Annotated in this window: 8 protein-coding genes; 5 read left to right on the top strand and 3 right to left on the bottom strand. The window is 73.1% G+C overall.

Going from position 1 to position 10566, the window contains the following annotated elements:
- Positions 1-81 precede the first annotated feature (81 nt).
- The 4 genes from Q0R63_RS06000 (at position 82) to Q0R63_RS05985 (ending at position 7924) form a co-directional block, all read left to right on the top strand.
- Complete coding sequence (locus Q0R63_RS06000) at positions 82-1059, top strand: helix-turn-helix domain-containing protein (RefSeq protein WP_295695302.1); 978 nt, start codon at positions 82-84, stop codon at positions 1057-1059.
- A gap of 223 nt (positions 1060-1282) precedes the next feature.
- The gene (locus Q0R63_RS05995) at positions 1283-5821 is read left to right on the top strand and encodes a S8 family serine peptidase (RefSeq protein ID WP_295695300.1); all 4539 of its coding nucleotides are present in this window, start codon (positions 1283-1285) and stop codon (positions 5819-5821) included.
- 136 nt (positions 5822-5957) lie between these two features.
- Positions 5958-6632, top strand: a complete 675-nt coding sequence (locus Q0R63_RS05990; protein WP_295695298.1) for a class I SAM-dependent methyltransferase — start codon at positions 5958-5960, stop codon at positions 6630-6632.
- Positions 6633-7063: 431 nt separating this feature from the next.
- Positions 7064-7924: an SGNH/GDSL hydrolase family protein gene (locus Q0R63_RS05985; RefSeq protein ID WP_295695296.1), complete on the top strand. Its 861-nt coding sequence runs from the start codon at positions 7064-7066 to the stop codon at positions 7922-7924.
- Between the two features lie 199 nt (positions 7925-8123).
- Here Q0R63_RS05985 and Q0R63_RS05980 read toward each other — a convergent pair whose 3' ends face one another.
- On the bottom strand, positions 8124-8747 hold the full coding sequence (locus tag Q0R63_RS05980) for a hypothetical protein (protein ID WP_295695294.1): 624 nt from the start codon (positions 8745-8747) through the stop codon (positions 8124-8126).
- 6 nt (positions 8748-8753) lie between these two features.
- The gene (locus tag Q0R63_RS05975) at positions 8754-9371 is read right to left on the bottom strand and encodes a LysE family translocator (protein ID WP_295695292.1); all 618 of its coding nucleotides are present in this window, start codon (positions 9369-9371) and stop codon (positions 8754-8756) included.
- A gap of 314 nt (positions 9372-9685) precedes the next feature.
- Here Q0R63_RS05975 and Q0R63_RS05970 point away from each other — a divergent pair, with 314 nt between their 5' ends.
- The gene (locus Q0R63_RS05970) at positions 9686-10177 is read left to right on the top strand and encodes a GNAT family protein (protein WP_295695290.1); all 492 of its coding nucleotides are present in this window, start codon (positions 9686-9688) and stop codon (positions 10175-10177) included.
- Between the two features lie 106 nt (positions 10178-10283).
- On the opposite strand, the gene Q0R63_RS05965 is transcribed toward Q0R63_RS05970, so the two are convergent.
- The gene (locus tag Q0R63_RS05965) at positions 10284-10490 is read right to left on the bottom strand and encodes a hypothetical protein (RefSeq protein WP_295695288.1); all 207 of its coding nucleotides are present in this window, start codon (positions 10488-10490) and stop codon (positions 10284-10286) included.
- Positions 10491-10566 lie beyond the last annotated feature (76 nt).

The following is a 10566-nucleotide window of genomic DNA, read 5'->3' as shown; positions in this document are numbered from 1 at the left end:
GTGCGGACCCGCCCTTGCCGTGCGCGTTGCCGATCAGCGGCAGATCACGACCAGCTCGGCGCCTCATCTAGATTGGCGCAGGTGACGGAATCGGCGTTCGGCCTCCTCGGCATCCCTTCCGAGGCCGAGCGGCTCTATCGGCCGATGTTGCGGGTCGGGCACGCCTCTGCCGCAGAGCTCGCGGTGGAGCTGAGCCTCGGACCGACCGCCGTCGCCCGGGCTGCGGCGCAGCCGCGTCAGGCTGGTCTGGTGGCCTTCCTCGCGGACGGCGAGTACGCGCCGGTCGACCCGCGCGCCGGCCTGCGCGCGCTGACCGACCGGCATACCGCGGAGCTGGAGCGGATCCGCGAGGAGGTGCCGCTGCTCGTGCAGCTGTTCGACACCATCGGTGTCGGTTCGTCCACCGGCGACGGCACCACCGTCCTGTCGGACCGTGAGGTGATCGCCGCGACCTACGTGCGGATGCAGCACCTGGCCCGGGAGCAGTTCCTCGCCTTCGACCGACCTCCTTACCTGTCGGCGACCGCGAACCCGCTGCAGCCGGCGGTCCTGGCCCGAGGGGTCCGGTGGCGCGCCGTCTACGCGGGGGCGAGCTTCGACATCCCGGGCGCGTGGGAGGAGGTGCGTGGTCTGGCGGAGCGGGGCGAGGAGGCCCGAGTCGTCCCCGACCTGCCCATCAAGCTCGCGATCGCTGACCACGACCTCGCCATCCTCGGGCTCCGGCTCGACACCGGCGGGGTGGAGACGCTGCGCACCGACTCGCGTCCGCTCATCAACGCCCTGTGCGACCTCTTCGAGGCGCACTGGCAGAAGGGAACCCCCGTCGGCGACCCGGTCGGGACGTCGCCGGCAGCCTCCGGTGACGTCCGCTTCGCCACCTCGCCGGAGCGCGCACTGCTGGCCCTGATCGGCGCGGGCCTGAAGGACGAGGTCATCGCCCGCCAGCTCGGCATCTCGCCGCGCACCCTGCGGCGTCGGACCCAGGAGCTGATGAGCGAACTCGGGGCAGCCAACCGTTTCCAGGCCGGGGCGGAGGCCGCCCGCCGCGGCTGGCTCTGAGGCCAGGCTCGGATGAGCGGTCCGGGTGGATGACCCGACCTGACGTGGGCCGGGGACGTCGAGCCGCAGTCCAGTGCCCGTCCAGGAACAGTCCAGGAATGGCCTACAGGGGTCCGTGACCGGTCCAGGCCATCCTTGCCCCGGTCCCGAGTCCCGTCACGGGTCCAGACTGCCCGCATGACGACCCCCTCCCCCACCTCCGCGTCGGGCCGATGCGCACGTCGTGCCGACCGTCGCGCCAACCGCCGACCCCGGCCTATCGCCGGCGTCCTGCTCGGCCTGGTCGGCCTCGTCGTGGGATTGGTCGCCACCGGACCCGTCCCGGCGGTCGCGGCCACGCCGTCGGGACCTCGTCCACGTCATCATCGAGCTCGATGCCCCCTCGTCCGGGGCCGCGCTCACGTCAGCCGAGCACGCTGCGCTCGAGGACCGCCGGGCTCGCACCCGGGCGGCTGACTCGGCCACCGGCACGGCGCCGCAGGCGGTGCCTCCGGCCGGGCAGACCCAGCGCGAAGCGGCAGCCGTCTCGCGGCTCCAGTCCTCCCGGGTCCTCGTCCGCGCCGCCGCCCAGCAGGTGCTGGCCACCGCGGCGTCTCGGGCGATGACGGTCACGAACCCGCACACGAGCGTCGACGTGCTCAGCGCCGTCTACGGCGAGGTCCGTCGGGCCGACCTGCCGGCCCTCGCCACCCTTCCCGGTGTCCTGCGCGTGACCCCGGACGTCCCGATGACTGCGGTGGACCTCCCGACGGGCACCCCTGCAGGAACAGGGTCGTCGGCCTCGGCCACGACGCCGGTCCCGCCCTCGGCGACCCCGGCGACCCCGGCGACCCCGGCGACCTCGGCGCCCTCAGCGCCCTCAGCGCCCTCAGCGCCCTCAGCGCCCTCAGCGCCCTCAGCGCCCTCAGCCGGTCCCGCCCCCGGAGCGGGGACGGTCATCGCGATCGTCGACACCGGGATCGACTACACGCTGCCCGACCTGGGCGCCGGCTTCGGGGCGGGCCGCGTCGTCGTGGGCGGCTACGACGTCGTCAACGACGACGCCGACCCGATGGACGACCACCACCACGGCACGCACGTCGCGGGTATCGCCGCGGGCCGGGGCCCCAGCGTCCGCGGCGTCGCCCCCGGTGCGCTGCTCACGGCATACAAGGTCCTGGACGCCAACGGCAACGGCAGCGAGTCCACCGTGATCCGCGGCCTCGAGATGGCGGTCGACCCCCTGGGGGCGAACCCCGCGGACGTCGTCAACATGAGCCTCGGCGGGGCCGGCGACGAGAACGACCCGATCTCGCGCGCGGTGGCCGGGGCCACGGCACTGGGCGCCGTGGTCGCCGTCGCGGCCGGCAACGCCGGACCGGGTGCCCAGACCCTGGGCAGCCCGGGGGTCGCCCCGGCCGCCCTCACCGTCGGTGCGTCGACGACCGACCTCCGTCTCGCCACGGCGCGCCTCATCGGCACCTCGCGGGATCTCCCCACCTGGCGGGTGACGTTCTCCGCCAACGCTCCTGCCTCCCCGATCACTGCGAGAGTCATCGACGTCGGCGCCGGGACACCCGCCGACTACCGCCGGGTCGGCGACCTCCGGGGCGCCGTCGTCACCTACGTCGATGAGGCTCCCCGCAGCAGCAACGACTACCCGGGGAGCTCCTTCGCCCAGGCCCGTCTCGCGGAGCAGCACGGCGCCGTCGCCGCCCTCGCCCGCCCGCAGACGGGGGTCGAGCCGGGCGGTGGGCCGGTGTCCGTGACGGAGCCCGGGATCCTGCCCGCCGTCGCCGACAGCACCGGCCAGCGCCCACTGACCAGCGGTGACAACGGTCGCCTCAACCGCCTCGTCGTCCTCGGGGTCCACGCCAGCGACTACGCGGCACTCTCCGCCGGCCTCCCCCCGGGGACGATGCGGATGCGCCTGACCCCCATCGACGCGACCGACCAGATCGCGGCGTTCAGCTCGAGAGGCCCGACCCCGTCGATGGCGCAGAAGCCCGACCTCGTCGCGCCCGGGGTCGAGATCCGCTCGCTCGTGCCGCGAGCGCAGGGCGTCCCCGGCAACGTCTACCGCCTCTCCGGCACCTCGATGGCGACACCGGCCGTCGCCGGCGCGGCCGCCGTCCTGCGTTCGCACGAGCCCGGACTCACCGGGCTGCAGGTGCGGGCCCGCCTCACCGGCAGCGCCGCGCCGCTCGCGGGGGACTCGCGCGACCTCTCGACGACCGTGCAGGGCGCCGGCCGTCTCGACCTCGCTGCTGCGCTGCACGGACGGGTCACCGCCTCACCCGCCGTCGTGTCCTTCGGCCTCCCAACTGATCTGGGGCAGAACGCATCCCGCGCCACGGTGACCCTGACCAACTCCTCCTCGCAGGCCGTCACGGCGACGGTCGACCTCACCAGCGCGCACGGTTCCGTTGGGCGCGCGACGGTGTCACCGTCGAGCGTCCGGCTCGCCCCGGGGGCCACTACCCAGGTCGTCGTCTCCGCCCGGTCGGCGGTCGGGCGGGTGGACACCGAGCTCTCCGGCGAGGTCCTGGCCCACGTCTCCGACGGCACCCTCGTGCGGGTGCCCTTCCTCCAGGTGGCCCGCACGCTGCTCGTGCGCGCCACCCCGGAGCAGACCACCGGCGCGACGCAGCTCATGGTCATGTCCTCGGTCGTCCTCGACTCGCCCCCGGCGCTGACCGTCCGCAACACCGCGACCGGGGTCACGCGCACCCTCATCGCCCGCCCCGACAGGGCGATGCCGGGCTGGTACCGCGCCGATCTCTCGCTGCCCAGCGTCGGTTCGTATGCCGTGGAGACCGTCGGGCGGCGCGGCGCGGCCCTCCTGCCCGGCTCCACCACCGTGGAACGCGTTCAGCCACAACGACCCGGCACGTGGCAGCGGCTGGGCCGCGCGGCCAGCGCGGGCGATCTCGCGGTATCGACCGCGCAGCCCGGCGTGGCCATCCAGGCGACACCGGGATCGGCGCGTCCCTTCGTCACGACCGACCACGGTGCCAGCTGGACCCAGGTGCGGTCACTGCCGGTGGGCAACGGCTTCGGGACCCCGATCGCGGATCCGACCGACCCGCAGGCGTTCTGGTACGCCCTCGAGGCCGCGCCCGGCGACCCGCCGCTCGACCCGACCTACCGCGGCAAGGTGCTCAGGACGACCGACCTCGGTCGCACCTGGACCGTGCTGCCCTTCCCCGACGACCACATCCGCGCCTTCCTCGGTCGCGGCAACGTCCTCATCGCCGTCGTCGCCTCCGGGGTCCGGATCAGTGTGGACGGCGGAGCGAGCTGGACCCTGCGCCCCATGAGCTGGCCCGAGGGGATCACCGGGGCGGCGATCACCGGCAGCCGGCTGCTCGTCAGCGGCTACTCCACGGTCTGGGGCTGGGACGGGTTCGCGGCCGGGCTTCCGGGTGCTCCGACGACCGCCGTCACCGGCGCCGCAGGGCTCATCGCCCTCGGGGCCTCGGGCCGCGTCGCCACCGTCGCCGAGTTCGACGGCACGGTGCGGGTCTCGACCGACTCCGGAGCGCACTGGGCCTCGAGCCAGCTCCCCGACGGCGACGACGCCATCGGCGCGCGGGTGCTGGGCGGCGAGGCGTTCGTCGCCGGCCCACGCGGCTACTGGCGCAGCACCGACGCCGGCGCGACCTGGCGGCTGACGGCATACCCCGTGCAGGGACCGGTCGGCATCGACGTCGAACGCTGGCCCGACCGGCCGCGGTCGCTGCTCATGCCGCTGGAGAACGCCGGCCTGTATGCGTCGGCGGACGACGGCTTGACCAGCACCCGCATCGGCGTCTCGTCGACCACGATCCGCCAGGTCGTGACGACCCGCACGCCGGGCGGCGGATCGCAGGTCGTCATCGCCGACGAGCAGGGCACCGACGGCTCGGCCATGCCCGCGGCGGGCGCCGTGGACGAGACGGCCTGGGGTCCCACCGGCGGCGAGGGGATGTTCGGCGTCGCTGCGCTCGACGTCGCTGTCGACAGCCTGCACCCGGCGCGATGGACACGAATTCGCCTGGACGCCAACAACAATGCCGAGCTCCAGCGTAGTGACGACACCGGAGTGACGTGGCGAGTCGTCGGACCGCAGACCTTCGGCCTCTCCCTGTCTGCGTTGGTCGTCGATCCCGATGACGGCCGACACGCCGTCGTCGGGTTCACCCAGTCCTCCGATCGTGGGCTGCTCGTCACGGATGACGACTGGGCCACCTGGCACGTCCACAGCCACGACGTCACGGTCCGCGAGGTGACCCTCGACCCGTCGCGACCGGGACGGATGTGGGTGGCGGCGGACGAGGGACTGTTCCGTTCCGACGACACGGGGCGCACCCTCACGCCGGTCCTCACGGGCGAGGCGCTCTCCGTCTGGGTCGATCCTGCCCGTCCGGCCACCGTCGTCGTGGGCGGTCTTCGGATCCGGGTCAGCAGCGACGGCGGGGCGACCTTCCGGACGGCCGACACCGGCGGCGGCGACACGCTCTTCAGCTCGTTCGCCACCGCGAGCATCCGTGTCCCGGGGGCGAGCACGCCGACCCGCGTGCTCTTCGCGGGCAGCGCCGCCCTGCGACCCTACGGCTGGCGGGTCGCCGGACGAGGGGTGCTGTGCAGCATCGACAACGGCCGGACCTGGACCTCGGTGTCCGGCGGGCTCGAGTCGACGTCGGTCACGTCGATGTCCGTCACCCCGGACGGCACCTGGCTGGTCGTCGGGACCACGGAGGGTGGCGTGCACCGAGCCGCGGTGGCCGACCTGCTCGGGTGAGGTCGTGGCAGACCTCCGGCCGCGGCATACGGGAGGAGGGCGGGCCGGTCGACAACGGGCGATGTTCCATGCATCCCGTTTGCTGATCTCGCAAGAGGGATTGCGGGGCGCGGACCGGATGGGCGACGGTGAAGTCATGACCAACACAGCAGGCTCTCTCCCGTCCACCACCACCTCCCCTCCCGACGCCTACGTCGGGGACCCTGCGGTCCAGGCGGAGTGGGACCAGCGGTATGCCGAGCAGGAGCGGCTGTGGAGCGGCCGGCCCAATGGTGCGCTGGTGGCCGAGGTGGCCGGGCTGACCCCCGGGCGGGTGCTCGACGTCGGCTGCGGCGAGGGCGCTGACGCCGTGTGGCTCGCCAAGAGCGGCTGGGACGTGACCGGGCTCGAGGTCTCGGGGCTGGCCCTCGAGCGAGCAGCCGGGCACGCGAAAGACGCTGGTGTCACAGTGCGCTGGGTGCACGCCGGCCTCGTGGAGGCAGCGCTCCGCCCGGGGTCCTTCGACCTGGTGTCCGCCCAGTACCCGGCTCTGCTGAGGACCCCGGACTCCGCCGCCGAGCGCGCGATGCTCGCGGCGGTGGCACCCGGGGGAGTGCTGCTGCTCGTGCACCACGCCGGGATGGAGACCCACCACGACCCTGACCGCGACTTCGACCCGGCCGACTACGTCTGGCCCTCCATGGTCGCCGCCCTGCTCGACGACGACTGGGAGGTCGAGGTGGACGAGCAGCGTCCGCGCATCGCCCCCGATGGTGGGGCCGGTGCGCACCACTCCGAGGACGTCGTGCTGCGCGCCCGCAGGCGGCGCTGAGGTCTCGTCGCACCGTCCGTCCGACGTATGCCGCTCATCTCATGAGGCCCCCCCTGGTGACTGCGTGGAGACGCCGGCGTGCCACCTCGTCGCCAGCTTCTACGCGGGGAGCCGGAGCCGAATGTCCCTGACCACAGCGAATATCGTTTGCTCGCTCTGCCGGCGTCCCTCGGTTGGCTCCGTGGTGACCCAGGTTCCTTACCGCTCGCTCCCTCTGTACCAGGCGGACGGCGGACGTCTTCTGGTCGTGGTGCTCGCTCCCGGCGATGACGTCTGTCGGAGCCGCAACGCGACTTGCGCCCCACAGGAGCAGTTCTTCCACCCGTTCGTTCGCCAACGTTGTCGCTGCGGTGTCCCAACTCTGCGGTGGCGGACCCGGTCGTGGAGGACGAGAATCGCACCCTGCCCCCACCACGACCCCTGGAGGACCGATGAAGCTCCGCCGCTGGGTGACGGCGAGCGTGGCCACGATGGCCACGCTCGCCCTCACGACGATCGCCGCCCCGAGCTCTCCCGCAGCGACCCTGCGGCAGGTCTACGTCGCGATGGGCGACTCCTACTCGGCCGGGCCGCTCATCGTGCCGCAGACGGACCCGATCACCTGTGTCCGGTCGGGGAACGACTACCCCGGCCTGGTCTCCCGGCAGCTCGGCGTGGCCGTCTTCCGTGACGTCACGTGCAGCAGCGCCACCACCGCCGACTTCGTGCAGTCGCAGCCGGCCAACATCCCGGGCGGTCCCCCGGCGCCGCCGCAGTACCAGGCCCTCAGCCCGGACACGACCCTGGTCACCGTGGGCATCGGGGGCAACGACGTGGGCCTCGTCGGCCTCGCCCTCAGCTGCATCAACTTCGCGCCGCCGCCGATCGGGCACTCCTGCCAGGCGGCCAACGGGATGACCTACCAGAACCGGATCGACACCTTCGCCGCGACCTACGGCCAGGTCGTCGAGACGATCCGCGCGAAGGCGCCCCACGCGAAGATCCTCCTGGTCGGCTACCCCACGACGATCAAGGACGGCGGCTGCTTCCCCTACCAGCCGATCCTCGGCAACGACGCCACCTACCTCCAAGGGCTGATCGACCGACTCAACCGTCGGATGAGCGCGCAGGCGGCGGCCCACGGCGCGACCTACGTCAACCTCCGCGCCTCGACGATCGGCCACGACTCCTGCCAGCTGCCGGGCACCCGGTGGCTCGAAGGACTCGTGCCCAGCTCGCCGGCATTCCCGTTGCACCCCAACGCCCTCGGGATGCAGAACGCTGCCGCCCGGGTCCTGGCCACTTTGGGCTAGCTGGGGCCGCACCCATCACGTGGAAGGAGGGTGCCCCGTCGCTCGGTCGGGCGGTCTCCCCGTCATGCATCGTGCACGTTTAACACGTCGCGTTAGATTTGCACGCTCCGCTGGCCTCGTGGGCGGTCTCCGCGGCATACCCGTGTCCCCAGGGTCGTCATGATGACATCGTGGCAGCCTGACGAGGCCGATCCGCGGGTCAGCGGCGGCGGGCCGCCACCGACTCGGCGCGACCCTTCAGTGTCAGCAGCATCTTGCGCATCATCACGCTGTCGCCGAGCTCGAGGGGCAGCAGGAACAGCGCCGTGGGGATGCCGGCGACAGAACGGGATCGGAACCTCGTGACCAGTCGTGTCGACCCTTTGCCAGCCTCGGTGAGGACCCACGACCACGTCGTCTCGCCGGCGCTTCCCCAGACCATCGACCGCGGTGCGTCGAGCGCGTGGACCCGGAGCCCCAGCCGACCGCTGGGCGTCAGGGGGACGATGCCGCCGACCACCAGGTCCTGAAGCTCCGGGATGATCCGGTCGGCGCTGCGGCGACCGAGGTTGTCGACGAGATCGTAGCTGTACCAGCCAGCCCGGCCCGTGCCTGCCTGGACGAGCCACGGCCAGACCGCGTCCGGCGGGGCCGCGATGGTGATGGCCCGGGTCGCGTCGAAGCTGGGGTGGGGGACGAGGTCGTCACCCGGCATACGGGCCGCGACCTCCGCCGGGGTCGCACCCCAGGTGAGGCCCCACGGGCGGACCCGGCGGACGTAGAGCGCGCCCAGGGTCGCGACGCCGCCCACCGCGGTCAGGACTGCCCGACGGCGCTGCCGCACGGCGGTTCAGGACTCCGTCGCGAGGCGGGCACCGAAGCCCAACAGGACGATTCCCGTCACGGCGTCTGCGGTGCGGCGGACGGCCCGACACAGCAGCACCCCGCGGAGGACCTCGAGGAAGGCGGCCACGGCGAAGAGCCACGCCGTGCCGACCAGCGGAAGCAGCCAGGCGTGCGCCACCCAGGTCAGCAGGGAGTCCTCCGGCCCGACGAACTGCGGGAGCAGGGCGAGGAAGAAGACGAGGATCTTGGGGTTGGTGAGGTTGCAGAGGATGCCCTGTCGAAGGCCGGTCCACGCGCTCGCGGCCGCCGGGGGCAGCGCCGCATCGTCGTAGCTCCCGCGCAACGCCGTTCTCAGGGCTGCGAACCCGAGCCAGGCCAGGTAGGCGACACCGGCCCACCTGATCGCCACGAAGAGGGGGTGGATGCGCACGATGGCTGCGCCGAGCCCGAGCGCGACAGCGAGACCCTGCACCGCCGAGGCGATCCCGATCCCCGCCGCCGTCCACCAGCCGCGGCGACGGCCGCCGAGCAGCGTGGCCCGCACGATGAGGGCGAAGTCCAGACCGGGCACCAGCGCCACCGTCACGACGAGAAGCAGGAACGCGGTGAGGGAGTGGGACACGGAGGGCCTCTCGGCTTCGGAGCTGGGGTGGTGACGAGGCTGCCGCACGGGCGCGACCCCCAGCATACCAACCGGCGGCCGGCGGACGCGTGGCCGGCGATCTTTCGTGGTTGGTGTCGGCGCACGAACTCAGGGACGATGCCGCGTATGCCGCCCACGCCGCCCCGGCTCATCAACCACTGGCCCGTGCTGGGGCTGACCCTCCGGACGTCGCGGCTGGAGCTTCGCGTGCCGGGGGAGGAGGAGATGGGGGCCTTGGCCGACCTCGCGGCGGCGGGCGTCCACCGGCCCGGGGAACGACCGTTCCTCACGCCGTGGACCGAGGGCTCGGGTGCCGACCGCGCCCGGACGTCGTGCAGGGGCACTGGGCCCGGCTCGGCTCCTGGTCGCCCTCGGGGTGGAGTCTCGGCCTCGGTGTCTTCGCCGACTCCGAGCCCGTGGGGCTCGTCACCCTGCGCGCGGCGGAGTTCGCCGTCCGGCGCGAGGTCACGACGTCCTCGTGGCTCGGACTGGCATACCAGCAGCGGGGATTCGGGACCGAAGCGCGGACGGCGCTCCTGACGCTGGCCTTCGACCACCTCGACGCGGTCTCGGCCGTGACCGAGGCGTTCCCGGACAACGCGGGTTCCCACGGTGTCTCCCGCAAGCTCGGCTACCACCCCGACGGCATCTCACGCGACGTGCGCGACGGCGAGGTGGTCGTCTCCGACCGGCTCCGGCTCGACCGGGCGGACTGGGACCGGGTCGAGCACCCGCCGGTCGGGGTCTTGGGGCTCGACGCGTGCCGCGCCCAGTTCGGCGTCTGAGAAGGTCGGGCCCAGACCGAACGAAACACAGACTGAACGAAACCCAGACTGAACGAGACCCAGACCGGGCGAGCTCCAGACCGAGCGAACCGAAGAAGCGGCCAGCTCAGAACCGGCCGCGACACTCGAAGACGACGGCCACCCCGCCGTCGGGCAGGGTGGCCTGCGCGGTCGTCGCGACGTACGCCCAGCGACTGCGGTCAGCCATGACGACCTCGTAGCGGTCGCCGTCCGCCGCGCCGAGGACGGTGCCGTCGAGCGGCCCACCGCGCGCCATGGCGGGCAGGGCGCCCGACAGTGCCTCGGTGGTCATGCGCCCCATCCAACCGCACCCGGGCGCTCGGTCGGAGGCTCCGGAACCCGCTGAGGTCGTGGTCTGGCGTCGAGGT

The organism is Lapillicoccus sp., from assembly GCF_025353065.1.
Lineage (GTDB): Bacteria > Actinomycetota > Actinomycetes > Actinomycetales > Dermatophilaceae > Lapillicoccus.
The sequence above is the reverse complement of the archived record's forward strand: the minus strand, read 5'-3'. Positions and strand labels throughout refer to the sequence as shown.